General features: G+C 71.1%; 18 protein-coding genes and 1 pseudogene. 7 read left to right on the top strand and 12 right to left on the bottom strand.

Annotated features, from left to right (window positions below; all coding sequences use genetic code 11):
* Nucleotides 1-80: 80 nt before the first annotated feature.
* The 3 genes from VSH64_RS20765 to VSH64_RS20755 all read left to right on the top strand — a co-directional run bounded on the left by VSH64_RS20765 (nt 81) and on the right by VSH64_RS20755 (nt 3545).
* Nucleotides 81-2126 (top strand): acetate--CoA ligase family protein, encoded by a 2046-nt coding sequence (locus VSH64_RS20765; RefSeq protein ID WP_326837293.1) that lies wholly within the window; start codon nt 81-83, stop codon nt 2124-2126.
* Nucleotides 2114-3268, top strand: coding sequence for an acyl-CoA dehydrogenase family protein (locus tag VSH64_RS20760; protein ID WP_326837292.1), 1155 nt, complete (start codon nt 2114-2116; stop codon nt 3266-3268). Before VSH64_RS20765 ends, VSH64_RS20760 begins: the two co-directional genes overlap by 13 nt.
* A 94-nt stretch (nt 3269-3362) precedes the next feature.
* Nucleotides 3363-3545, top strand: coding sequence for an acyl-CoA dehydrogenase family protein (locus tag VSH64_RS20755; RefSeq protein WP_326837291.1), 183 nt, complete (start codon nt 3363-3365; stop codon nt 3543-3545).
* Nucleotides 3546-3610: 65 nt separating this feature from the next.
* Here VSH64_RS20755 and VSH64_RS20750 read toward each other — a convergent pair whose 3' ends face one another.
* Both VSH64_RS20750 and VSH64_RS20745 read right to left on the bottom strand, forming a co-directional pair.
* A complete protein-coding gene (locus VSH64_RS20750; RefSeq protein ID WP_326837290.1) occupies nt 3611-9205 on the bottom strand; it encodes a DUF6531 domain-containing protein in 5595 nt (1864 codons plus the stop codon).
* A gap of 95 nt (nt 9206-9300) precedes the next feature.
* On the bottom strand, nt 9301-10344 hold the full coding sequence (locus tag VSH64_RS20745; RefSeq protein ID WP_326837289.1) for a bile acid:sodium symporter family protein: 1044 nt from the start codon (nt 10342-10344) through the stop codon (nt 9301-9303).
* A gap of 98 nt (nt 10345-10442) precedes the next feature.
* Between VSH64_RS20745 and VSH64_RS20740 the strand changes: the two genes are divergently transcribed.
* Complete coding sequence (locus VSH64_RS20740; RefSeq protein WP_326837288.1) at nt 10443-11291, top strand: LysR substrate-binding domain-containing protein; 849 nt, start codon at nt 10443-10445, stop codon at nt 11289-11291.
* A 366-nt stretch (nt 11292-11657) separates the two neighbouring features.
* Here the strand turns inward: VSH64_RS20740 and shbA are convergent, their stop codons facing one another.
* Nucleotides 11658-12251, bottom strand: a complete 594-nt coding sequence (gene shbA / locus VSH64_RS20735; RefSeq protein WP_326837994.1) for an RNA polymerase sigma factor ShbA — start codon at nt 12249-12251, stop codon at nt 11658-11660.
* Between the two features lie 150 nt (nt 12252-12401).
* Nucleotides 12402-12623 (bottom strand): annotated as a pseudogene (locus VSH64_RS20730) (RNA polymerase sigma factor); the annotation flags it as partial.
* 548 nt (nt 12624-13171) lie between these two features.
* On the opposite strand from VSH64_RS20730, the gene VSH64_RS20725 reads away from it, so the two are divergent.
* On the top strand, nt 13172-13441 hold the full coding sequence (locus VSH64_RS20725; protein WP_326837287.1) for a WhiB family transcriptional regulator: 270 nt from the start codon (nt 13172-13174) through the stop codon (nt 13439-13441).
* Between the two features lie 121 nt (nt 13442-13562).
* Here VSH64_RS20725 and VSH64_RS20720 read toward each other — a convergent pair whose 3' ends face one another.
* The 3 genes from VSH64_RS20720 to VSH64_RS20710 form a co-directional block, all read right to left on the bottom strand.
* A complete protein-coding gene (locus VSH64_RS20720; protein ID WP_326837286.1) occupies nt 13563-14567 on the bottom strand; it encodes an RNA polymerase subunit sigma-70 in 1005 nt (334 codons plus the stop codon).
* A gap of 14 nt (nt 14568-14581) precedes the next feature.
* Nucleotides 14582-16138: an MDR family MFS transporter gene (locus tag VSH64_RS20715; RefSeq protein ID WP_326837285.1), complete on the bottom strand. Its 1557-nt coding sequence runs from the start codon at nt 16136-16138 to the stop codon at nt 14582-14584.
* A 124-nt stretch (nt 16139-16262) separates the two neighbouring features.
* The gene (locus VSH64_RS20710; RefSeq protein ID WP_326837284.1) at nt 16263-16871 is read right to left on the bottom strand and encodes a TetR/AcrR family transcriptional regulator; all 609 of its coding nucleotides are present in this window, start codon (nt 16869-16871) and stop codon (nt 16263-16265) included.
* 101 nt (nt 16872-16972) lie between these two features.
* Here VSH64_RS20710 and VSH64_RS20705 point away from each other — a divergent pair, with 101 nt between their 5' ends.
* Together VSH64_RS20705 and VSH64_RS20700 are read left to right on the top strand one after the other, a co-directional pair.
* Nucleotides 16973-17716, top strand: coding sequence for an SDR family NAD(P)-dependent oxidoreductase (locus tag VSH64_RS20705; RefSeq protein ID WP_326837283.1), 744 nt, complete (start codon nt 16973-16975; stop codon nt 17714-17716).
* Between the two features lie 205 nt (nt 17717-17921).
* Nucleotides 17922-19163 carry an LCP family protein gene (locus tag VSH64_RS20700; RefSeq protein ID WP_326837282.1) on the top strand — a complete coding sequence of 414 codons (1242 nt, stop codon included), beginning with the start codon at nt 17922-17924 and terminating at the stop codon, nt 19161-19163.
* A gap of 41 nt (nt 19164-19204) precedes the next feature.
* Here VSH64_RS20700 and VSH64_RS20695 read toward each other — a convergent pair whose 3' ends face one another.
* The 5 genes from VSH64_RS20695 to VSH64_RS20675 all read right to left on the bottom strand — a co-directional run bounded on the left by VSH64_RS20695 (nt 19205) and on the right by VSH64_RS20675 (nt 24100).
* Entirely contained in the window at nt 19205-20413 is a 1209-nt protein-coding gene (locus tag VSH64_RS20695) for an acyl-CoA dehydrogenase family protein (protein WP_326837281.1), read from the bottom strand.
* 1 nt (nt 20414) lies between these two features.
* Nucleotides 20415-21359, bottom strand: a complete 945-nt coding sequence (locus VSH64_RS20690; RefSeq protein WP_326837280.1) for a 3-hydroxyacyl-CoA dehydrogenase NAD-binding domain-containing protein — start codon at nt 21357-21359, stop codon at nt 20415-20417.
* Between the two features lie 2 nt (nt 21360-21361).
* Nucleotides 21362-22102 carry an acetoacetate decarboxylase gene (locus VSH64_RS20685; protein WP_326837279.1) on the bottom strand — a complete coding sequence of 247 codons (741 nt, stop codon included), beginning with the start codon at nt 22100-22102 and terminating at the stop codon, nt 21362-21364.
* Nucleotides 22103-22107: 5 nt separating this feature from the next.
* Nucleotides 22108-22872 (bottom strand): crotonase/enoyl-CoA hydratase family protein, encoded by a 765-nt coding sequence (locus VSH64_RS20680; RefSeq protein WP_326837278.1) that lies wholly within the window; start codon nt 22870-22872, stop codon nt 22108-22110.
* A 67-nt stretch (nt 22873-22939) separates the two neighbouring features.
* Complete coding sequence (locus tag VSH64_RS20675) at nt 22940-24100, bottom strand: CaiB/BaiF CoA transferase family protein (RefSeq protein ID WP_326837277.1); 1161 nt, start codon at nt 24098-24100, stop codon at nt 22940-22942.
* Nucleotides 24101-24105: the final 5 nt, after the last annotated feature.

Below are 24105 nucleotides of genomic sequence, written 5' to 3'. Positions count from 1 at the left end.
TAACTGACGAGCCAGTCAACTATCAGGACGTCTCGTCCGAACCCCGTCACCGCTGCCGCGAGAGCCCCGGAGGGCGACCCGTGTCCGTGCCGAACGCTTTTCTCGATCCCGCCTCGATCGCCGTGGTCGGGGCGACCGACGACCGCGCCAAGTGGGGCTACTGGCTCGCCACCGGCGCGCTGCGCGGTGCCCACCGCCGAACCGTGTGGCTGGTCAACCGCCAGGCCCGGCCGTTGTTCGGCCACCCGAGCCACCCGTCGCTCGACGCGCTGCCCGAGGCCCCCGAGCTGGTGGTGTTGTGCGTGCCCGCGCAGCAGGTGAAACCCGTTGTGGCGCAGGCTCTTGCGCGGGGGACGCGCGCGCTTCTCGCGATCACCGCAGGCCTCGGCGCCGACGAGGCCGAGCTGGACCTGATGCTGCGCGCCGCCGGCGCCCGCCTGCTCGGACCCAACAGCCTCGGGCTCTACGACGCCGGCGCCGACCTGCAGCTGGCGTGGGGCACGTTCACGCCGGGCCCGCTGGCGATCGTGTCGCAGAGCGGCCAGCTCGGGCTGGAGATCGCGACGCTCGCCGCGCGGTCCGGTCTCGGCGTCTCGCGCTTCTACTCGGTGGGCAACCAGCTCGGCGTCACGGCCGCGGACCTGCTGGAAGCGCTGGTCGAGGACGAGCGCACCACCACCGTCGCGCTGTACCTCGAAGGGTTCACCGAAGGTCCGCGGGTGATGGCCGCGCTGCGGGCGCTGCGCCGCGCCGGCAAGCCCACGCTGGTGCTGAGCACCGGCGCGAGCGACGGCAGCCGCCGGCTCGCGCGGTCGCACACCGGGTCGTTGACCTCGGCGGTCGACGTGGTCGAGGCCGCCTGCCGCACGGCCGGCGCGCTGCGCGTGGCGACGGTGCGGGACCTCGTCGGCACCGCGCGGTACCTGTCGTCGGTCGCGCCGCCGAGGGGCCGCCGGCTCGCGATCGTGAGCGACAGCGGCGGGCAGGGCGGGCTCGCCGCCGACGTCGCCGCGTCGTTCGGGCTCTCGACGCCGGTGTTTTCCCCGGAGCTGCGCCGAAAACTCGGTGATCTGCTCCCCGTCGGCGCGGCGCTGGCGAACCCCGTGGACCTGGCCGGGGCCGGCGAAGCCGACCTCACGGTGTACGCGGCGGTGAGCGAGGTCATCGCCGCCTCGGGGGAGGCCGACGCCATCGTGCTCTCGGGCTACTTCGGGTGTTACGGCGAGGACGCGCCCGTGCTGGTGGAGGCCGAGCACGCCGTGGTCGACCGCCTCGGGCACCTGGCCGGCGGCGACGTGCCGCTGGTGGTGCACAGCATGAGCGACCGGTCGGCCGCGGTCGAGCGGATGGCGCGGCGCCGGCTGCCGGCGTACGCCGCGATCGAGTCGGCGCTCGGCGCGCTGGCCCACGCCGCGTCGCTGGGCCCGGGCCGCGAGCCGGCGGTGGCGAACCAGGCGGCTTCGCGGCCGGCGACGGGCTACTGGGCCGCGCGGGAAACCCTTGCGGCGCTGGGGATTCCCGTGCCCGGGGCCGTCCGGGTCGGGGACGCCGCCGAGGTGGCCGGGCAGTTCGCGCGGCTGCGGGCGCCGGTCGTGCTGAAGGCGGGCTGGCTCGAGCACAAGAGCGAGCACGGCGGCATCCGCGCCGGGCTGGCCGACGCGGACGCGGTTTCGCTCGCGTTCGAGGAGATGTCCGCGCGGCTCGGGCCGGGGGAGTACGTGCTGGAGGAGCAGGACACTCGCGCCGGCGTGGTCGAGATGCTGGTCGGCGCCCGGCGCGACCGCGACTTCGGGCCCACGATCACCGTCGGGTTCGGCGGGGTGGAGGCCGAGCTGTGGCGCGACGCGCGGGTCGAGCTGGCCCCGGTCGATCGGGCCACGGCGCTGGCCATGCTCGACGCGCTGCGGTGCCGGCCGCTGCTGGCGGGCTGGCGCGGGAAGCCGGCGGTGGACGTCGGCGCGCTGGCCGACGTCGTGGTCGCCGTGTCCGAGGCCCTCGCCCGCGACCCCGGCCTCACCGACCTGGAGATCAACCCGATCCGCGTGGCCGCCGGCGGAGTGCTCGCCGTCGACGCGCTGATCGTCCACGAAGCCACCACCGAGAAGGAGCAGCCATGCCCACGGTAAGCGAACCCTGGCCCCTCACCGACGAGCAGCGCGACATCGTGGAGCTGTGCCGCCGGTTCGCCGTGAACGAGATCCGGCCGCGCGGGCGCGAGGTGGACGAGCGTGACGTCGAGTCGCCGCTCGACATCTTCCGCGCCGCGGCGAAGGCCGGCATCACCGACTTCATGCTGCCGGAGGAGTTCGGCGGCGGCGGGTTCACCGACGTCGTGACGCAGTGCCTCGTGCAGGAACAGCTGTGCTGGGGCGACCCGGGCATCGGGAACTTCCTGTGCTCCAACGGGTTCTTCGCCGACCCGGTGCTGGAACTGGGCACCGCGGCGCAGAAGGAGGAGTGGCTGCGCCCGCTCACCGGCCCCGAACCGCTCTACACCGCGCTCGCCACCACCGAACCGGGCTCGGGCTCCGACGCCGCCTCGATCACCACCACCGCGCGCCGCGTCGAGGGCGGTTACGAGATCACCGGCCAGAAGGCGTGGATCTCCAACGGCGGCCTGGCCGACCAGTACGTGGTGTTCGCCAAGACGGATCCGTCACTGCGGTCCTCGGGCGTCACGGCTTTCCTGCTGCGCAAGGGAACCGGGGGCATGACCTTCGGCGAGCCGATGAAGAAGATGGGCCAGCGCGCCATCGTGTGCCGGGAGATCTTCTTCGACCACGTGGTCGTGCCGGAGTCCGACCGGCTCGGCGACGAAGGCCGCGGTTTCCACGGCCTGATGAAGACCTTCGACATCTCCCGCATCGTGCTCGCCGCCGCCGCGACCGGCGCCGCGCGCGCCGCGTACGAATACGCGCGCGACTACGCCCGCGAACGCACCCAGTTCGGCAAACCGATCATCGAACACCAGGCCGTGGCCTTCCGGCTCGCCGACATGGCCACGCGGATCGAGTCCGCCTGGCTGCTCACCCTCAACGCCGCCCGCCGCATCGACGCCGGCGAGAACGCCACCAGGAACGCGGCGATGGCGAAGCTTCAGGCGTCGGAAACCGCGATGTTCTGTACCTGGGCTGCGGTGCAGACGCTCGGTGGGTGGGGTTATTCGCGTGAGTTCCCTGTGGAGCAGTGGATGCGCGATGCGAAGCTGGAAGAGCTCGAGGAGGGTACGTCGGACATCATGCGGCTGGTGATCTCGCGCCAGTTGTGAAGGGCGGCCGGACCGGGACGCGGGGTCCCGGTCCGGGCTGCTCAGTTGCTCAGGGGCCGGATCGTGTCGGTCGCGAGCGGTCAGGAGCGCGGCGATGGCGAAGCTTCAGGCGTCGGAAACCGCGATGTTCTGTACCTGGGCTGCGGTGCAGACGCTCGGTGGGTGGGGTTATTCGCGTGAGTTCCCTGTGGAGCAGTGGATGCGCGATGCGAAGCTGGAAGAGCTCGAGGAGGGCACGTCGGACATCATGCGGCTGGTGATCTCGCGCCAGCTGTGAGCGGCGGGCCGGACCGGGACGCGGGGGTCCTGGTCCGGCCGCTCGGCAGTCCGGCCGCGAGCCGGTCAGCCGTCCACGTCCATGGCGTCCGGGTCGTCGGACCAGCCGGCCGGGCGGTTGGCGCGCTGCTGGTTGACCATCTGCTGCATCCGTTCCTGCTGCGCCCGGATCTGGTCGCGCACCGCCTTGTCGGACATGTCGACGTCCTTGACGTCGTCGCCCCAGTACTTCTGCTTGTCCGCGTCGGTCGGTTGCCCGAGGCGGTGGCCCATCTCCTTGTCGTGGAGGAACATCTCCATGTCCTCTTTGGACACGTTGGGGCCGTCGCGCACGACGTCGCGCGCGGTGTGCATCTCGATGACGTCGTCGTGCGAGATCGGCGGGGTGTGGGTGGTGCCGCCTGGCGTGCCGACACCGCCGGTGCCGTCGCTGTACTCGATCGACTTGCCCTCCATCTTGTCCACCATGTGGTGGTAGGAGTCGTCGGCGACCTTGCCCTGGACGGTGCCGTCGGTGGGGCGGAAGGAGTCGCGGTTGGGGGCGGGCTTCTCCGCGTGGGTCATCGGCGGTTCGTTCGGGGTCTCCATGTCGCTCTTGTAGTGCGGGTTCGGCTCCCAGTCCTGGATCCGCTTGGGCACGCCGGGGGTCTTCGCTTCGCTGATGTAGGCGGGGTTGTCGATCATGCCCCCGTCCTTGTGCTGGTGGGCGTAGGTGAGCTGGTTGAGCTGCACACCGTCGCTCGGCCGGCCCTCCTTCAAGGTGTTGCCGAGGGATTCGCGGTAGGTGTCGGCGTTGAAGCCCGAGCCGTCCTTCTCACCGCGCACGCCGGTGCCGATGTTGTCCCGGTGCGCCTGCGCCGACTCCTGGTAGGCGGGCGCGTCGTCCTCCATGCGCCGGGCGTCCTTGATGTTGGCCGCCTCGTCCGGGGTCTTCGGCCCGCGGTCGCCGGCCTTGATGCCGTCGCGGATCTGGGTGTCGTGCGCGTTCGCCCGCTGGAACTCGTCGCCGCCGATCGCCTTGTACCCGATCGGGTGCTCGGACTCGTGCGTCTTGCCGCTCACGAGCTTGTTGGGGTCCTTCCAGGTCGAGTCGTTCTTGATCTCGTTCTGGTACTTCTCCCACGTGCGGGCCTGCTCGTGCTTCGTCGTGCCGTAGCTGCCGTCGGACTTCGCCGGGTTGCCGTCCGGCTTCGTCTTGACCTTGGGGGGCTTCTTGCTCGGCCCGGGGTTGCCGGTGAGCTGCTGCTTCGCCTTGCTCACCTTGGACTTCGACGACCCGGACGCCGCGGCCTGCTGCTTCTTCTTCGCCGCGCACGGGGTGACCGTGGGGGCGAGGCCGAGCGGGTCGGCCAGCGCGGTCGGGTTGAGCACGTAGGCCTGCGAGTCCGGGCCCGGGTCGAGCCCCAGCGGGTCGTGGGAGAGGTAGCGGCCGACCTCGGGGTCGTAGTAGCGGTTGAGGTTGTAGTGCAGCCCGGTCTCGGGATCGTGGTACTGGCCGGGGAACCGCAGCGGCGTGGTGGCGCGGGCCGGTCCGTCCACGACCTTGCCCCACAGGGTGGCCTGACGGTGCCACGCGACCTCGCCCGACTCCTCCAGCAGCTCGCTCGGGGTGCCGGCCAGGTCGGTCACGATCGTGTGGAACCGCTCGTCCGGCGCGCCGAGCACGCGTTCGGTCTGGGTGAGGGCGCGTCCGGTGCCCGGCTCCCACTCCCACACGGTGGCGACCTGCGCCACGCCGGGCTCGCTGCGCACCTGCTCGGCGAGCGTCTCGCCGTCCCAGGCGAACTGCACCTGCTCGGCCACGCGTCCGTCCGGCATGAGCCGCTGCTTGGCGACGCGGCGGCCCAGCGCGTCGTAGCGGTAGCGCCAGTGCTCCCCGCTCGGCGTGAGCACCGAGGTCAGGCGGCTCTCGGCGTTCCACCGGAACTGCCACTGCGGGCCCGCCGGCCCGGCGCCGCGCAGGGTCGTGCGGCCTTCGGGATCGTGGGCGTAGCGGACCGCGCCCGCCGCCGTGAGCAGCGTGCCGCGGTACTCGCGCGGCCCGGCCGTCGGCGTGCCCGGTGCCTGCGCCTGGGCGATCACGCCGGTCAGGTGGTAGGCGTAGCTCTCCTGCCAGCCGCGGCCCGCGACGGCCCGGACCCGGCCCGAGCGGTCGACGTCGAACGTGCGGGGGCCGGTGATCGTGTCCGTCACCGAAGCCAGGTAGCCGTCGGCGAGGTAACCGAACTCGCGGTGCTGAGTCGTGCGGGCCCCCGCGACGACCGTCTGCGCCGCCAGCCGGTCGCCGGTCGCCCAGCTCTGCCGCAGTTCCGCGGCGCCGAAGCGACGGGTCCGCTCGTGCCCCGCCAGGTCGTGCTCGAACCGCAGCGAGCGGCTCCCCACGTGCAACGCGGCGAGGGTGCCGGCCGGGCCGTAGTCGAACCGCGACGCCGCCCCCGAGGGCGTGTGCCGCACGCGACGGCGGCCGAGGGCGTCGTACTCCGACCGCACGGCGCGCCCGTCCACGGTCTCGGCCACCACCCGGCCCAGCGCGTCGTAGGCGAAGGTGACCTCCGCGTCGGCGTTGCGGGCGGACACCATCCGGCCGGCCTCGTCGTAGGAGAAGGTGGCGACGTCCTCACCCGTCACGCGACGGACGATCTGGCCCATCGCGTCGCGCTCCAGCGTGGTGGTCTCGCCGGCGCCGTTGGTGCGCCCGACCAGCTGGCCGGCCGCGTCGTAGCGGTAGTGCAGCGTGCGGCCGTTGAAGTCGGTCTCGCCGACGAGGTTCCCGGCGGCGTCGTAGCGGTAGTGCCAGACCAGGCCTTGCTCGTTGGTCACCGACACCAGGCGCAGTTCGGTGTCGTAGGTGTAGGCGAGGCGCTCGCCGTCCGGGCCGGTTTCGGCCACCGGCAGGTCGAACTGCGCGTACTCGGTGCGCGTGGTGTTGCCGCGCGCGTCGGTGCTCTCGTCGGTGTTCCCGACGGCGGATTCCTTCCACCGCCACGTCGCGCCGTCCGGCTCGATCCGCTCGGCGAGCTGGTCGCGCCCCGCCCACGCGAGCCGGGTCACCGCCCCGAGCTCGTCGGTCATCGAGGTGGTGCGGCCGAGCTGGTCGTAGGTGTAGCGGGTGACGGCACCGTCCTCGTCCACGACGGTGAGCGGCCGCCCCGCCGCGTCGGACTGGATCCGGGTGGTGCCGCCGAGCGCGTCGGTGACCAAGGCGACGTTGCCGCGCTCGTCGTAGGCGTAGGTGGTCCGCGCACCGAGCGGGTCGACGACCCCGGTGACCTTGCCGCGCGCGTCGTACTCGTAGCGCCAGGCCGCGCCGTCCGGACCGATCGCGGCGACCGGGCGGCCCTGCTCGTTGTACTCGGTGAGGGACCGGGTCCCGTCCGGTGCGGTGATCGCGACGACCCGGCCCGCCTCGTCCCGCTCGTAGCGCACCTGGCGACCCAGCGGGTCGGTGCGGGTGAGCAGCCGGCCGTGCTCGTCGTGGCCGAGGCTGGTGGTGTGGCCCAGCGCGTCGGTCTCGGCGATCACCAGCAGCCGGTCGTCGAGGTGGAACCGGCGCACGGCGCCGAGCGAGTCGGTGACGCTCGTGACGAGGTTCTCGCGGTCGTAGTCGATCGTGCAGTCGAGGTAGCCGTCGGTGCCGCGGGCCCGCACGACCCGGCCCGCCGCGTCGAACCCGTAGCCGTACCAGCGGCCGTTGACGTCCTCCCAGCGCACGATGCGGCCTTCGGCGTCGTAGGTGAACCGCGTCGGCGTGCCGGCGGCGTCGACGACCTCGGCCAGCCGGCCGCGCTCGTCGTAGGCGTAGGTCGAAACGACCGTGCCGTCGGCGGCGCGCACGGCCGTGATCCGGCCGCCCGCGCTGTCGAACGACACCCGGGCACCGGACGAATGGACCAGCTCCGCGGGCACGCCGTTCGTGCCGGGCACCACGTCGATGCGGTTGCCGTCGCCGTCGAAGATCGTCCGCAGCGGGAACACGCCGTCGGCCGACTCCTCGAAGAACAACGTGTGCTGCTGCTCGACGTCCTCGACCAGGTACCCGTCCTCGACCCGGCGCAACGGCCGGGCCGGGCCGGCGACCGGCAACACCGGCGTGCTCACCGGCACCGGGTAGCTCTGCAGGCTGCCGTCGGCGAGCGCCACGTGCAGGCCGTCGTCCTCGACCTCCAGCCGCTGGTCCACAGTGGACGCCCACGACGAGCCGAAGAACCGGCCGGCGCGGTACGACGAAATGTGCGTGCGCGACACGTCCAGCGGCAACGCACCGGCGATCTCCACGTCCGTCTGCGTCAGCAACATCCACCCGGTCGCCACGTCGATCGGGTCACCGCACACCGACCGGTCCGGAGGCGGAGTGCCGTTCTCGTGCGGGTTCGTGTTGCTGTCCTTGATGGTCTTGCCGCCGCCCGAACCGCCGGAGCTCGACGTGACGGTCTTGTCGTCGCCCAGGCCCTTCGGGGTGCCGCCGCCGGTGTTCGCCGGCAACGGTTCGGGGTCGGTGTTGAGTGGTGGTGGGTCGCTCTTGACCGGTGGCGGCGTGCCGCCACCACTGCCGCCGGAGGAGCCGCCCGAGCTGGAGGCGTGGGTGGCGTCGTCGCCGCCGCCCTTGCCGGCCGGGGGCGGGGTGTAGTCCTTGGCGTCGCCGCCGCTGTAGCCCGAGGCCGACGTACCGTCGTCGCCGCCCGATTTCCCCGGCGGGGGTGTGTAGTCCTTGGGGTCGCCTTCGTAACCGGAAGACTTCGTGGTGTCGTCGCCACCCGATTTCCCGGGTGGGGGCGTGTAATCCTTCGGCGCACCTTCGTAACCACCGCCCTTGGGCGCGCCACCCCCGTCACCGCCGGGGGTCTTCACCGGCGGGGCCTTCGGGGTGTCGGAGAGGCCCTTGGTGCCGGGCGGCGGGGTGACCTTGCCGCCCTTGAGGCCCTTGAACGCCTTGCCGGCGTCCTCGAACAGCGTGCCGGCCTTCTTCAGCAACGGCACGAGTGCCTTGAGGGCTTTGACGAGTTTGGTGACCAGGCCGGTGATCTGCGAGGCGGTCTTCGCGACCGCGCTCACGACTTGGGGGACGACCCAGGTGAGGCCGATGCCGAGGGTGAAGATGACCTGCAACGCCCAGCTGATCATGTGCCCGATCAGCTCGGAGATGATGTCACGCACCAGCGTCCGGACCGCGGCGACCACCTCACCGGCCGTTTTGACTCCGGACGAGGCGCCTTCACAGCTCTTCTGCGCCGCCTGCAACGACGTGCTCAGGTCCTGCGCCCGCTGCCGATAGGCGTCCGAGGCGGCGCCGGACCACGACTGCAGATCGGCGCTGATCGCGTCGTTGAGGTCGGACGCGACGCTGCCGAGCTCCTTGGCCACGTTGGCCCAGGTCTCCGACTGGGCCTTGATCTGATCGGCGTTGCCGGTGAGCCCGTTGAGCGCGTCCTTGAGCGGGCCGACGTGCTCCATCAGCCACGACACACCCGCCGCGAGGATCGCGCCGAACGGGTCCATCGCCATCGACAACGCGTCCAGCGCCGTGCCGACCGCACCCATCGCCACCGACGCCCAATCGCCCGACTCGATGGCCGTGGACAGATCGTTGGCCGATTCGAGCAGCGAAATGCCCGAGTAGGCCTTCGTCGAGTCCTGGGCCTGGGCGATCAACGGGTTGCTCACGTTGTCAAGTTAACAGTGGCGATCAATCCCATGTCGCTCGAACTGCGGCGTTGCCTGTAAGTCCCACGAGCGGGAGCTGTCTGTGCAGATCGCGATCAGCTCGCCGCGACCAGCTCGCCCTGCTCGTCGGTGTCCTCGGCCGCGGCCTGGCGGGCGTAGCGGCGGGCCATGGCGGCGCACACGATCAGCTGGATCTGGTGGAACAGCATGAGTGGCAACACGATCAGGCCGACCTGTCCGTGGCCGAAGAGCACGGTGGCCATCGGCAGGCCGCTGGCCAAGCTCTTCTTCGAACCGCAGAACACGATCGTGATCCGGTCGGCGCGGTCGAAGCCGAGCACACGCGCGCCGATGCTCGTGGTGGTGAGCACGGCCGCCAGGAGCACCACGCACACGCCGAGCAGCACGAGCAGCGGCCCGATCGCCAGCTTGTGCCAGATGCCTTCGGTCATGCCCTCGCTGAACGCGGTGTACACCACCAGCAGGATCGACCCGCGGTCCACGAGCTTCAGCGGCGCCGAGTGGCGGGTCACCCAGGCGCCGATCCAGCGGCGCGCGAGCTGGCCGGCCACGAACGGCACGAGCAGCTGCAGCACGATGTCCAACACGGCCTTGCCGCTCACGCCCGGGCCGTCGGTGGAGAGCAGCAACGCGACGAGCAGCGGCGTGAGCACGATGCCGAGCAGGTTCGACACCGACGCGCTGCAGATGGCGGCGGCCACGTTGCCCTTCGCGATCGACGTGAACGCGATCGACGACTGCACGGTGGAAGGCAGCAGGCACAGGAACAACACGCCCGTGTAGAGCGGTGAGGTGAGCAGGCCGGGGGAGAGGAACGAGGCGGCGAGGCCCAGCAACGGGAACAGCACGAATGTGGCGGACAGCACAGTGACGTGCAGGCGCCAGTGCTTCAGGCCGTCGATCGCTTCCTTGCTCGAAAGCCGTGCGCCGTAGAGGAAGAAGAGCAGTCCCACCGCGATGTTCGCCGCGATGCCGAAGCCGGTGGCGGTGCCGCCCGAGGCGGGCAGGAGCGACGCGACGCCCACCGTGAGCAGGATGGCGGCGATGAAGGGGTCGATCCTCAGCTTGGCCAGCAGCGCGGAAACGGGGCGGGTCAGCGGGGCGAGCACGGTCGTCATGGAACTCCTTTCCCACTCGATTCTCCGGTGCGGCACGGTCATTCGGAACCCCGATCACCGTACTCACTGTCATTGTGGGCGCCGATAAGATGTGACGCATGCTGGATTCGCGCCTGTGCCGCTCCTTCCTCGCGGTGGCGGAAACCCGCAGCTTCACGGCCGCGGCACGGCGGCTGGGTGTGGGCCAGCCCACAGTGAGCCAGCACATCCGGCGCCTCGAAAGGGAAGCGGGCGGGCTGCTGTTCCAACGCGACACCCACGCGGTGGACCTCACACCGCGCGGGCAGGCGATGCTGGGCTTCGCGCAGACCATTGTGGACACCGAGGACCGCGCGGCCCGCCACTTCCGCGGCACCCAGGTGCGCGGGCGCGTCCGATTCGGAGTGTCCGAGGACTTCGTGCTCGACGAGGTGCCCGAGATCCTGCGCCGGCTGCGCCGCAGCCACCCGCTCGTGGACGTTGAGCTCCACGTCGAACTGTCCGATGTGCTCGCCCGCCGCCTCGACGAGGGCCGCCTCGACCTCGTGCTCGGCAAGCGCCGCCCCGGCGCCGGCGGCCCCGGCACGGTCCTGCGCCGCGAACCACTGGTGTGGATCGGCTCCACCGCGACGGTGCTCGAAGCCGGCCAGCCCGTGCCGCTCGTGCAGTACCCGATGCCCTCGGTCACCCGCCAGCTCGCCGTCGAGGCCCTCGAACGCGCGGGCCTCGAATGGCGCTCCGCCTGCCTCACCTCCAGCCTCACCGGCCTGCGCGCCGCGGCGGCCGCCGGTCTCGGCATCACCGTCCACGCTCGCAGCCTCGTCCCCGACGGCCTCCTCGCCCTCCCGGCCCACCTCGGCCTCCCCGACCCGGGCGACGTGGAGTTCATGCTCTTGCTCCGCGACGCGACGGCCGGACCGGCGACGGCGCTGGCGGACTTCGTGGTGGCGAAGCTCGGAGCGGAATGACCGATTCGGCCGACCGGGGCTGATCGTCGCTCCCGACTTTTCACGCCCGCCGGGCGGCTGAGCGGTGGCGGGGCACCGGAGGAAGAGGAAAACCTTCCAGGTCAATGGGCTTCAGGGCCCAGTCGACGCGCACTGCCTGCGTGCTGACCGCCGTACTCGCTTTCCTCTCACCACACCCGCTCGGCCGGTGCGGGCTCGGCGGACTTCACCACCGTGCCGGCCGGCTCCCGCGAGCCGGCCCGCACCGTTCGCGTGGACGGCACGGGGCGACCTGCGCGCTCAAGATCAGCGCAGCGCGCCCCTGGGCCGAGTCACTGCAGGCGACGTTCGCGCTGGACAAGGCGAGCCACCGCTCCCGTGGGCAGGTCAGTCCTGCTCACCGGACAACAACGTCCGCAACCGCAACAACGCCCGGTGCTGCGACACCCGCACCGCGCCCGGCGAGGAGCCCACGGCCTCCGCCGTCTCCTCGGCCGAGAGGCCGACCACCACCCGGAGCAGCACGATCTCCCGCTGCCGATCCGGCAGCACGTCGAGCAGCCGCGCCAGGCGCGTGGTGAGTTCCGTGCGCAGGGCGCGCTGTTCGGGTCCGTCGGCGGTGTCCGTGCGGTCGGGCAGGTCGGCGACCGGGTCGGTGCGGTTGCGGGCCGCCGCGCGGTGGGCGTCGGCGACCTTGTGCTGGGCGATGCCGTAGACGAAGGCGAGGAAGGGGCGGCCCTGGTCGCGGTAGGCGGGCAGGGCGGCGAGGAGTGCGGCGCACACCTCCTGGGCCACGTCGTCGGCGGAGGCGTAGGCGCGGTCGGGCCCGCCGAGGCGGCCGCGGCAGTAGCGCACGATCAGGGGCCGCACGGTTTCGAGCAGCTGCGCGGCGGCCTGCCGGTCGCCGGCCGTGGCGGCGGCGACCGGGCCGTCGAGGTGGTGCCAGTGGTCGGGGAAGCGGGGTGCGGTGCGGTCTTTCACGTGCCGCAGGGCGGCTTCGACGTCGAGGCCGCGGCGCAGCGCCCCGGTGAGTGTCGCGTCGGCTTCCAGCAACAAGGTCACGAGCGCGTCCCCTTCGTTCGAAACGAGCAGGTCCGGCGACCCGGACACCCGGCGGTTGAGCCGGTCGCGCGCGTGGCGCAGGTTCGAGCGCACCGTGCTGGCCGGCACCCCCAGCGCCGTCCCGATCGCGGCCGGGGCGAACCCGTCGAGCGACCAGGCCAGCACGGTGCGCTGCGTGTCCGGCAGCGTCGCGAGCAGCTCGACCCCCAGAGCGTGCTGCTCGACGAGCGCCGTCAGAACGTCGTCCGCCGGGACGTCCCCGGCGAGCTGCGAACCGAGCGCCCGCTGCACGGCGAGCCGCACCCGGCTGCGCGGTTCGTCCGGCGGCGGCCACGTCTGCGCTTCCTGCAGCAGCGCGTCCGTCGCCGCCTCGCGCGCCCCGGCCGGATCGAGGCCCAGCTTGCAGCCGAACGCCACCAGCGGTGGGAATTCAGCGCGGAAGAACGCGTCGAACCCGTCCACGCCCACCTCCCGCCCCGGCCAACCCCGTCCCCGCTGCCGTAGGACAGGTGCAGTGAGCCGGCCCCCAGGTGTAACGATTCGATTTCGGCACGATGTGTGAGCACTCGGTCGCGTGGGTACGCAACCCGAAACCGAAAAAAGATCAGTGTGAGCTGGGCCCAAACCCCTGGGAACAACCGCCGTCGGTGGTAAGTTGGAAACTCGGTCGTCCGCCAGTCACGCTTGCAGTGCTGAGTGCGTGGTTCGGCGGGGTCGGCCGAAAGCCCACCGAGCGTCACCCGAGCTGGACAGCTCCTTGGAGTTGTGCTGTGTCGTGTGCGTCCGGAGAAGTCGGTTGACCGAGAAAGACAATGTTCGACAGGAGGTGAAACGCAACAATGGAACTCACGAGCACTGGCTGGCTGTCCCGAGCAGCCTGCATGGACGAGGATCCGGAACTGTTCTTCCCGATTTCGGACGTCGGTCCGGGCGCCCGGCAGGTCGCCGAGGCCAAGGCGGTCTGCGCGCGCTGCCCGGTTCGCGAAGCGTGCCTTTCCTACGCCCTGGACAACGGGCTGGACAACGGCATCTTCGGCGGAACCACCGAGCTGGAGCGCCGGAAGCTGACCCGCACCCGCGTCGGCGCGGAAAAGCACCAAGCCGCCTGACCGCGTGCCGGTGACCAATTCCCGGCGGCGAAGGCGAGACTTTCCCGGAATTCCTCTGAAGTTCCGGTTCGGGCCCGGGCGGTGACCTCATCGAGGTCACCGCCCGGGCTCTTTTTCGCGCTCAGCTCATCCAGACGAGCGTCTCGGGCAACCCGTACGGCTCGAACGAAGGCGTTTCGAACGCGGCCAGCGCCGTGACCAATCCGTTCTCCACCGTGAGCACGCTGACGCCGAACCGGCGGAACACGTTCTCACCGGGCCGGCACACCCAGGTGGCCACCGCGGGCTGCCGATTGGCACGCACCGCGACCATGCGGAACCAGCCGGTGAAATACGGCGACTCCGGATCCATGCTCGTGCGCAGCGCCGCGACGATCCGCTCGCGGCTGTCGAACCACAGCGCGTACGGCGGCATCACCGCTCGCGCGTCCGCGGCCAGCAGCTCGGCCACGGCGTTCGGGTCGCCGGCCTCGTACGCGGCGATCAGCCGGCGCAGGAGCGCGGCTTCCTCCGCCGTGGTGGTGGCCGCCGAGGCCCAGTCGGCCCGGCGCGCGGGCAGCCGCGTGCGCAAGGTTTCCCGGGCGCGTTGCAGGGCGCTGTTGGCCGAGGCCACCGACGTCTCCAGCGCGGCCGCCGTGTCCTTGGCCGACCAGTCGAGCACGTCGCGCAGGACCAGCGCCGCGCGTTGCCGCGGTGGCAGGTGCTGGATCGTGGCGAGGAACGCGAGCTCGATCGTCTCCCGCTCGACCACCGCGGCGCCGGTGTCGTCCGGCGCCGCCTTGTCGAGCAGGACGTCCGGGTCGAGCAGGACGTCCGGGATCGGGCCGAGCCAGGGCACGTCGAGCGCGGCCGGCATCCCGCTCGGGTCACCGGCCGCGCCCAGCTCGTCCGGCAGCGCCCGCCGGGGCCGGCGGGCCAGCGCGTCGAGGCAGACGTTGGTGGCGATGCGGTAGAGCCACGTCCGCACGCTCGCCCGGCCCTCGAACCCGGCCCGGCCCTTCCACGCCCGCAGGAACGACTCCTGCGTGAGGTCCTCGGCCTCGGCGAGCGAGCCGCTCATCCGGTAGCAGTGCACCCGGATCTCGCGACGGTGCCGTTCGAGGAGCGTGCCGAAGTCGTCGTCCACGCTCGCACCGTAGCTCAGGCGGCCTCTTCCGCCAGCCGCTCGATCCCGCTCTGGGTCTTGAGCGGCAGGTGCTTGAGGAACGCGACCGCCACGACCACCAGCAGCGCGATCGGCGCGGCAATGAGGAACAGGTCGCTGGTCGCGGTGCCGTAGGCCTCGCGGATCACGTTCGCGATCGGCGCGGGCAGGTCGGCCAGGTTCGGCACCTTCTCGCTGCCGCCGCTGCTCATGCCCGGCATCGGGCCGAGGCCCTGGGTGATCAGCGTGGTCACGCGGCTGGCCAGCACCGCGCCGAGCGCGCTCACGCCGATCGAGCCGCCGAGGCTGCGGAAGAACGACAACGTCGAGGTCGCCGAGCCGAGGTCCTGGGCGGGCACGTCGTTCTGCGTCACGAGCACCAGGTTCTGCATCAGCATGCCGACGCCGACGCCCAGCACGAGCATGAACAGGCTCAGTTCCAGCACGCTCGTGTGCGCGTCGATGAGCCCGAGCAGCCCGAGCCCGGCGGTGAGCAGCACGGCGCCCAGGACCAGGTGGCCCTTCCAGCGCCCGGTGCGGCTGATCAGCTGACCGGACACGGTGGAGGACACCAGCAGCCCGAAGATCATCGGCAGGCTCATCAGGCCGGCGACGGTGGGCGACTTGCCGAGCGAGAGCTGGAAGTACTGCGACAGGAACACCGTGCCGCCGAACATCGCGACACCCACGAAGAAGCTCGCGATCGTGGTGAGCGTGACCGTGCGGTTGCGGAACAGGCGCAGCGGGATGATCGGCTCGCGCACCTTCGTCTCCACGAACACAGCCAGCGCCAGCACGACCACACCGACCGGCACGAGCACCCCGGTCTGCCACGAGCCCCACGCGAACGAGGTGCCGGCGAGCGACGACCACACCAGCAACGTCGAGACCCCGAGCATGATGAGGAACGCCCCGAGCCAGTCCACGTGGGCCTCGCGCCGGATCGTCGGCAGCTTCAGGGTGCGCTGCAGCAGCGCGATCGCGGCGAGCGCGAACGGCACGCCGAGGAAGAAGCACCAGCGCCAGCCGAGCCAGGAGGTGTCCACGAGCACGCCGCCGATCAGCGGCCCGGCCACGGTGCCCACGGCGAACACGGCGCCGAAGATGCCGGAGAACTTGCCGAGCTCGCGCGGCGACACGATCGCCGCCATGATCACCTGCGCCAGTGCTGTGAGGCCACCACCGCCGATGCCCTGCGCGATGCGGCTCACGATGAGCAGCTCGATGTTCGGCGCGAAGCCGGCCACCAAGGAGCCGACCACGAACAGCCCGAGCGACAGCTGGATCAGCAGCTTCTTGTTGTAGAGGTCGGAAAGCTTGCCCCACAACGGAACCGTCGCCGTCATGGCGAGCAGCTCGGTGGTCACCACCCACGTGTAGGACGACTGCGAGCCGCCGAGCTCGGACACGATCCGCGGCAGCGCGTTGGCCACCACGGTGGAGGCGAGGATGGCGACGAAGATGCCCATCATCAGCCCCGACATCGCCTGCAGCACCTGCTGCCGGCTCATCGCGGCCGGGGCGGCGGGCGCCTCGGTTTCGGACACGGACATGACGATCCCCTCGGAGTGCTCGGGTGGGTGGGGTGGTGGTTCAGTGCGCGAAATCAGGACGGGAAGGCGGAGCGGTGCGGCACAGGACAGTCGGTGCGGGCCGGTTCAGTGCGGGAAAGCGGGTTCAGTGCGGGTCGGCGAGCCCGGCGGCCAGCGTCGCCACCGCCTCGTCGATCAGGTCGAGCAGCGGCCGCGAACCCCCGAGGTCGCGCCACAGCATCAGGGAGGCGTTGAGCGCGCTGCCGAACGCCGAAAGCAGCAGCGACGGGTACAGGTCCTTCGCCGGATCGGTACCGCTGCGCTTCGCGATGGCGGCGATGGTCGGCTCGACGGCGTCGGAGTTGAGCGACATGGCGCGCAGCGTGAGGCCGGGGTTCTCCTTGATGATCCGGATGCGGGTGAGCCACTCGTCGCGGTTCTCGCCGATCTCCGCCAGCTCTTCGCGCACGCTCGCGAGCAGTGCCTCGAGTGTGGTCATCGACGCCGGCAGCACGGCGAGCCGCTCGACCATCCGCAGGCTGCGCTCCGCGTGGTCGGCGTGCGCGATCACCACCGAGTCCTCTTTGGACGCGAAGTAGTTGAAGAAGGTTCGGGCCGAAACTCCGGCGTCCGCGGCGATGTCCTCCACCGTCACATGGTCCAGACCGCGTTCGCCGACCAGTCGCACGGCGGTGGTCGCGAGCGTGCGGTGGGTTTCGAGCTTCTTGCGCTCGCGCAGGCCGGGGGAGGACACGCGGTCGATCGTAGCGCCAAACTTTCACAATCTGCAAAGTTGCAGTTTGTGAAACGGGCCACCTTCGGCACCGCGCGGACCGGGCTGGCAGACTGCCGCGCGTGAGCGGAACGGTGCTGGTGCTGGGCGGACGCAGCGAGATCGGGACGGCGGTCGCGCAGCGGCTCGCCGCGCAGGGGTCGAAGCGATTCGTGCTGGCCGCGCGCCCGGGCAGTGATCTGGCCGAGCAGGTGGCGACTTTGCGCGCGGCCGGCGCCGAAGTGGTCGAGACCGCCGAGTTCGACGCCGACGACCTGGCCGCGCACCGGCCGCTGCTCGACCGCGTGGTCGCCGACCACGGTCCGCTCGACGTCGTGGTGCTCGCCTTCGGCATCCTCGGCGACCAGACCCGGGCCGAGGCCGACGCCGAGCACGCCGCCGCGATCGTGCACACCGACTACGTCGCCCAGGTCGCCGTGCTCACCCACACGGCGGAACTGCTGCGCGCGCAGGGCTCGGGCCGGCTCGTGGTGTTCTCCTCGGTCGCCGGCGTGCGCGTGCGGCGCGCCAACTACGTGTACGGCTCGGCCAAGGCCGGGCTCGACGGCTTCGCGTGCGGGCTCGCCGACGCGCTGCACGGCACCGGCGTGCACCTGCTGCTCGTGCGGCCCGGGTTCGTGATCGGCCGGATGACCGAGGGCATGGCGCCGGCGCCGTTCTCCAGTACCCCGGACCAGGTGGCCGACGCGACGGTGGCGGCGCTTCGGCGACAGCGCGCGGTCGTCTGGGTGCCGGGAGTGCTCCGTCCGGTCTTCGCGGTGCTGCGCCTGCTGCCGCGCGCCGTGTGGCGGCGGATGCCGCGCTGAGCGCGCGCCCCGACTCCGCGTGCCCGAAGCGACACACCGTGTCGCGGAACTCCGTGGCCTGGCTCACTTTCGGCCGAGCCGGGGTCGGCCGAACGGGCATCATCACATCTTTGCGACAGGATTCTCAGGCAATTCCCAGCTAACGCGGTGATCCTCGAAGACAGGCCCGCGTCGGGCCCTTTCGGGGAAGCAAGGGGATTCTGTCGTGCTGCTCACGTCCCGGAGCCGCCGGATCAGCGGCCGTGTGGTGCTGGGGGTGGTGTCGACGCTGGTGCTGGGTGCCACCGGGTTCGCGTGGTCGCAGCTGCACCGGCTCGACACCGGCATCGTCACGGCCGACGTCATCCCGCCCGCCGCGCAGATTCCCGAGACATCCACCGGACAACCGCTGCAGGTCGCGCAGAACATCCTCCTGGTCGGCCTCGACTCGCGCACCGACGCCAACGGGAACCCGTTGCCACAGAACGTGCTCGACTCGTTGCACGCCGGCAGCGGCGACGACGGCGGCAGCACCACCGACACGATGATCGTGGTGCACGTGCCCGCCGGTGGCGCGGCCGCCACGGCGATCTCCATCCCGCGCGACTCCTATGTGGACGTGCCGGGCTACGGCAAGCACAAGATCAACTCGGCCTACAGCCGCGCCCGGGCGTCCGCGCGCTCGCACCTGTCGGCCCAGGGCCTCAGTGGCCCGCAGCTCGAGGTGGCCGCCGACGCCGAGGGCGCGAAGTCCGCGATCGCCGCCGTCTCGAAGCTCACCGGTCTCACGATCAACCACTACGCGGCGGTGAACCTCGCCGGGTTCGCGGCGCTGAGCCAAGCGGTCGGCGGCGTGCAGGTGTGCCTCAACAACCCGGTGCACGACACCTACTCGGGCGCGAACTTCCCGGCGGGCCCGCAAACACTTTCCGGTGCGCAGGCGCTCGCGTTCGTGCGCCAGCGCCACGGCCTGCTCAACGGCGACCTCGACCGGATCGCGCGGCAGCAGGCGTTCCTCGCCGGCATGGCGAAGAACGTGCTCGGCGCCGGCACGCTGACCAGTCCGGACAAGCTGTCGGCCCTCGTCGACGCGGTGCAGGGCTCGATCGTGCTCGACCAGGGCTGGGACATCCTCAGCTTCGCCCAGCAGCTGCACGGCATCAGCTCCGGCGCCATCGCCTTCGTCACCATCCCGGTGCAGAGCCTCTCGCTGGCCACGCCGGCCGACGGTGACGCGGTGAAGGTCGACCCGCAGCAGGTCAAGACGTTCGTGCAGGAGCAGCTCAGCTCCTCGTCCGTGTCGGCCTCCGGTGGCACCGGCACCACGGACACGCCCGCCTCGCCGGGCAGCCACGGCGGGGTGCGGCCGATCGCCGTCACCAAGACGGCGACCCCGCCCTCGGGCACGCCGGCCGGGAGCACGCCACAGCAGCCGGTGGCGTCGAACGCCACCGGCTGCGTGAACTGACTCGGGTGCCCGCTCAGGCGCTGATCGCACCTGCGCGCTGATCAGACGAACGCGCTCTGGCCCGTGATCGCCTTGCCCACGATGAGCGTGTTCATCTCGCGGGTGCCCTCGAAGGAGTAGATGGCCTCCGCGTCGGCGAAGAACCGCGCGATGTCGTGGTCGAGCACGATGCCGTTGCCGCCGAAGATCTCCCGGCCCCAGGCCACGACCTCCCGCATGCGCGAGGTCACGAACGCCTTGGCCAGCGACGAGTGTTCGTCCTTGAAGATCCCGGCGTCCTGCAGGCGGGCCAGCTGCACGAGCATGCCCCAGCTCGCGGTGATGTTGCCGAGGCTCTTCACCAGCAGGTCCTGCACCAGCTGGAAGCGCGCGATCGGGCGGCCGAACTGCTTGCGCTCCTTGGCGTAGTCCAGCGCCAGCTCGTAGGCGCCGATCATCACGCCCAGCGCCTGCCACGCGACACCGCCGCGGGTGGCGCGCAGGATTTCGGCGACGTCGCGGAAGGAGTCGATGCCCTGCAGGCGGTTCGCCTCCGGCACGCGCACGTCGGTGAGGGTGATCTCGGCGTTCTCGACGATGCGGAACGCGATCTTGTTCTCGATCTTCACCGGCGAGAAGCCCGGCGTGCCCTTCTCGACGACGAAGCCCTTCACGTTGTTGTCGTCGACGTCGCGGGCCCACACCACCACGTAGTCGGCGAAGGTCGCGTTGCCGATCCAGCGCTTGGCACCGTTGAGGATCCAGGTGTCCCCATCCTCTTCATTTGATACACGCTGTGCGGTGGTGCGCATGCCACCGGCCACATCGGACCCGCCGAGCGGCTCGGTCATCGCGAACGCGCCGATCTTGTCCATCGCGGCCATCTCGGGCAGCCAACGGTCGCGCTGTTCCTGGCTGCCGCCGGAGTGGATCGAGTACATGGCGAGTCCGTTGTGGACGCCGAAGAAGGTGGCGACCGAGGCGTCGGTGCGGCTCATCTCCATGGCCAGCATGCCGGTGAGCAGGTGGCTGGTGGCGGCGCGGTGCTCGCCGTAACCCTCGTACGGCAGGCCCGCGAGGCCGCTCTCGCGGAACTTCGCGATGAGCTCCTTCGGGAACGTGCCGGCGGCCCAGTTCTCGTTCACCAGCGGCTTGACCTCATCACGCATGAACGAGCGGGCCTTCACGAGCAGCTTGCGCTCTTCGTCGCTCAGCAGGGTCTCGTAGTCGTAGAAGTCGGCGGTCAGCTGGTCTTCGAGTGTGGTGGTCATGTCAGTTCTCCTCCTTGGTGCTGTCCAAAGCAGACAGGACAGCGAGCTGCTTGCGGTCGCGCGCGTCGGCGAGTTCCGAGTACGTGGAGGAGCCGTAAGCCTTTTCGACGGCTTCGACGAGCCGTTGGGTTTCTTCCGGGGTCTGCGAGGGCTGCCCGAGGCTCGCCCACATCTTCTTCATCGACGGGCCGATGTGCTCGGCCATGTGCCGGTAGCCGCCGGGGCCGCCGCCCAGGTGCGAGCCGAGGAACGGCCCGACCGTGGCCCAGCGGATGCCGAGCGAGTTGGTCATCACCTTGTCGAGGTCTTCGGGGGTGACCACACCCTGCTCGACGAGGTAGATCGCCTCGCGGCTCAGCGCGTTCTGCAGCCGGTTGCCGACGAACCCGGGGATCTCCTTGCGCTCCACCACGGGCACGCGGCCGAGGAAGGTGTAGAAGTCGACGGCGGCCTGGGTGGCGTCCTCGCCGGTGCGCTCGCCGGGCACGACCTCCACGAGCGGGATGAGGTGCGGCGGGTTGAACGGGTGTCCGATGAGGACCCGGCTCGCGTCGGCCAGCTCGCCGGTGAACGCGGTCGAAGGGATCGCGGACGAAGAGCTGAGCAGCAGCGCGTGCTTCGGCGCGGCGGCCACGAGCGTGGCGAACAGGTCCTTTTTGAACTCGACGCTCTCCGGACCGTTCTCCTGCACCACATCGGCGTCTCGGACGGCTTCTTCGACACTGCCGGCGAGCTGCACGCGGTCGGCCAGCCCGGAGACGTCGAGACCCTGTGCGGCCAGGTGCGGCGTGTACTCGGCCAGCGCCGCGGCGACGGCTTCGGCGAGGTCGGGGCGGGGGTCGGTGACCTTCACGGTGAGGCCGTGGCCGGCGAACAGCGCGGTCCACGAGAGGCCGATGGTGCCGGCGCCGATCACGGCGGCGGTCCGGAATTCGGTGGTGCTCATCGTCAAGCTCCCTTGAGGTAGTCGTGGACCGGCGTCACGGGCGCCAGGGTGAGGTCGGTGAGGATGTGGCTGGCGGACACGATCTCGCGCACCGGCAGGTCGGCCAGCGGCGCGAGCACGTGCTCGAACAACTGCAGCCGCGCGGGGCCGGTCCAGGCCTCCTTCACGACCACGTCGGTGATCTCGGTGCGCACGAGCTCCATCACGCGGGGCGCGCCGTCGTAGCCGGGGATGATCTTCAGCATGAACGTCGGCACCGTGATCTGGGCTTCGGCGGCCTCGGTGTCGAGCGCGAAGTGCTTGTAGCCCATGGTCGCGGTGGCCACGCGCAGCGTTCCGTAGTCGAGCGTGCCCACGAGCGCGCCGTTGTCGACATAGAGGTTCGGTGCCCCGATGGTCTTGGGGTAGGCGCTGACCTCGCGGCCCGACGCGGTGGCCGGGAAGTTGTCGAGGTACATCGCGTGCAGGTACTCGCCGCGCTCGCCGTCGAAGGTGACCGGGATGGCCTGGCCCGATTCGGTGTAGGGGCCGTAGCCGCTCACGTCGCCCATCTTCATGACCTCGAACCGCACCAGCGGCTCGTCGATCTGCAGCGGCTCGGGCACGACGGCGCGCAGGGCCTCGGCGTCGGTGCGGTAGACGATGTTCAGGTACTCGCGGTTGGTGAAGCGCGGCACCATCGGCGCGAACGCGGGGTTCACGAGCGGCGTGGTCACGTGCCGCCGGACGTCTTCTTGCTTCATGGTCGTCACCGTCCAGTCCACTGGGGCGCGCGGCGCTCGGCGAAGGCGGTCATGCCCTCGCGGACGTCGGCGGAGCTCATCAGGTGCTTCAGTTCTTCTCGCTGCGCGGCGAACGCCTCGGGCTGGGGAACCCCGTCGGCGGCGCGCACGATCTTCTTCACCGCGGCCAGCGCGAGCGGCGCGTTCTGCGTGACCAGTTCGGCCAGCTGCAGTGCGACGGCGGTGGCTTCCCCGGCCGGGACCACGCGGTTGGCCAGGCCCAGCTCACCGGCCCTCGTGCCGGTGATCGGCTCGCCGGTGAGCAGCAGCTCCATCGCGAGGTGGTGGGGCAGGCGCTTCGGCAGGCGGATCACGCCACCACCGGCGGCGACCAGGCCGCGCTTGACCTCGGGCAGGCCGAACTTCGCGTCTTCACTGACCACGACCAGGTCGCAGCCCAGCGCCAGCTCGAACCCGCCGCCCATGGCCCAGCCCTCGACCGCGGCGATCAGCGGCTTGGTGAGTTCGGCTTCGGTCAGTCCGCCGAACCCGCGACCCGGAACCTCCGGGCTCTCGCCGGCCAGCGCGGCCTTGAGGTCCATGCCGGCGCTGAAGGTGCCTTCGGCGCCGGTGAGAACGCCGGCCCGCAGGGTCGGGTCGCTCTCCAGGGTGTCCAGCGCGTCCGCCAGCCCGGTCGCGACGGCCGCGTTCACGGCGTTGCGGGCCCGCGGGCGGTCGATCGTGATCAGCAGCGTGGTGCCGATCCGTTCGGTGCGCACTTCGGTGCTCATGACTTCACTTCTTCTCGGTGACTTTTGTGCGGGTTTCGGTGCGGACTTCGGTGCTGTGCCGGGGTGTTCAGCGGTTCGCGAGCTCGGCGAGGACCTCGGCGGTGTCCTGGCCGGCGACCGGGGCCGGGCGGCGGATCGAGCCGGGGGTGGCCGAGAAGCGCACCGGGATGCCGACCGTGCGGATGGTGCCCTCGGTCGGGTGCTCGACGGTGTCGAGCAGGTGGCCGTCCTGCACGTAGGGGTCCTCGTGGGCGCGGTCGAGCTCCAGGACCGGTGCGAACGGGATGCTGTGCTTCGCGCAGACCTCGGCCCATTCGGCGGTGGTGAGCGCGGGGGCGCACTCGTCGATGAGCTCCGCCAGCGCGTCGACGTCGGCGTTGTCGATCGCCTCGCCGTTCACGCGCGGGTCTTCGACGAGGTCGCCGCGGCCGGCGGCGGCGAAGAAGTCGCGGAAGTTCTGCGGGTTGTAGGGGATCACGCAGGCGAGGCCGTCCTTCGTCGGCGCCGCGCGGTGGCCCTGCGACATCGACAGCGGGAAGCCCGTGGGGCCCTGCGCCGGCTCGAACACGTGCCCGGCGAGGTGCTCGACCAGGTTGAACGCGATGAGCGTGTCGGTCATCGGGATCTCGATCTGCTGGCCCTCGCCGGTGCGGTCGCGGTGGTGCAGCGCGGCGAGCACGGTGTAGACGATCGTGAGCGAGGAGACCTTGTCGCCCAGGATGGTCGGCAGGTACACCGGCTTGCCGATCGCGCGGTTCGCGATGTCGACCAGGCCGGAGGCGGCCTGCACGGTCTCGTCGTAGGCGGCGTTGCCGGCACGGTCGGAGTCACTGCGGAAGCCCTGAGCGTGGGCGTAGATCAGGCCCGGGTTGCGGCTCGCGACCTCGGCGTAGTCCAGGCCGAGGCGGGCCAGCGCGCCGGGGCGCATGTTGGTGATGAGCACGTCGGCGGTGTCGATCAGCGCCAGGGCCTGCTCGCGCTCGCCGGCGTCCTTGAGGTTCAGGGCGACGCTGCGCTTGTTGCGGTTCACGTTAAGGTTGAGCGGGGTCATCCCCGGCGTGGTGCGGTACTGGCCCACGCGGACGGTGTCGGCGGGGGACTCGATCTTGATCACGTCGGCGCCCAGGTCACCGAGGATCTGCGCCGCGTACGGGCCCATCACCACGGTCGAGAGGTCGATCACGCGCACCCCGTGAAGCGGTCCGGTGGCGGTGTTCTGCTCGTCCATCTTCG

The sequence above is a fragment of the Amycolatopsis rhabdoformis genome (genome assembly GCF_035918295.1).
Classification (GTDB): domain Bacteria; phylum Actinomycetota; class Actinomycetes; order Mycobacteriales; family Pseudonocardiaceae; genus Amycolatopsis; species Amycolatopsis rhabdoformis.
The sequence above is the reverse complement of the archived record's forward strand: the minus strand, read 5'-3'. Positions and strand labels throughout refer to the sequence as shown.